Raw genomic sequence first — 1067 nt, forward strand, 5'->3', positions numbered from 1 at the left:
GTTTAACAGTTCACTCACAGAGCTGTTATAAAAAAGAGGTTTTAAAGTTATCATGAATTGTTCAACTTTATATTTTGACAAAATATGAGAAAATTTTACTTCTTCAAAAGAAATTACAGCTGCTTGTTTTATAAATAAGCCCAGAATTATTGACCATGCTCCATTAACAAAATTTCCCTGAATTATATAAAGAATTCCTAAAAATACAAGGAAATATCCAAAATACTTACCAAGAGAAGAAGTTATTTTTGTAGCAGTTAACAAATCTTTCTTTTGCCACAGTATTGACCTTAATATTCTACCGCCGTCAAGTGGAAAAGCTGGAACTAAATTAAAAATTCCAATAATAAAGTTAACATACATTAGATAGTTTATAAGTCCGTTAAATATATCGTCAACTGGATATAAGAGAGCGAGAATTAGAAAGAATACTCCTAATGAAAAGCTCATTAAAGGTCCTGCAATTGCTATTAAAAACTCTTCTTTAGGTGAATGAGCTTCCTCTTCTATCATTGCAACTCCACCAAAAATAAAAAGGTTTATTTCCCTGACAGGAATTCCAAATTTTAATGCTACTAAAGAATGGGAAAGTTCATGCAGTAGTACAGATGTAAACAAAAGGATTGCAGAAATTGCTCCAAATATCCAGTAAATAATAAATGAGTGTCCAGAATAGAAATAAGGATAAAAGTATTCTGCCAATGTAAAGGTTATTAATAAAAATACTACGAACCAGCTGTAATCTAAGTTAATCTGTATTCCAAAAATACGAAAAAGCGGTATAGGATTAAATTTCATCTAATCAGTTTCACCTTTTTTAATGAAGAATAAATTATATCAACTAAAATGTGCATGATTTCCGCCATAAACAAACCTATTAAAAAGGAAATAATATGGATATTTAGCAGTAAACCTTTTAAGTTGCTTTCATTTATATTTAACATAGAAACGTTAACGCCCATATAATTTAAACCAAAAATTACTCCCAGATATATTAAGTAAAATAAAAATGCTAAATAAAACAATCTTATTAAGGAGCCGTAAAAAGGCAGGTGAGATATACCTCT

The 1067-nt window shown here is 29.1% G+C and carries 2 protein-coding genes; both read right to left on the reverse strand.

The genetic code is table 11. The annotated features are described in order from the left end of the window. Positions 1-798 (reverse strand): site-2 protease family protein (locus HG1285_RS00260; RefSeq protein ID WP_008289714.1); only part of this gene is annotated, 798 nt, incomplete at its 3' end. Continuing rightward, the coding region (locus HG1285_RS19635; protein WP_008289715.1) for a DUF2227 family putative metal-binding protein at positions 795-1067 on the reverse strand (273 nt) is incomplete at its 5' end. The genes HG1285_RS00260 and HG1285_RS19635, both read right to left, overlap by 4 nt.

Source organism: Hydrogenivirga sp. 128-5-R1-1 (assembly GCF_000171895.1).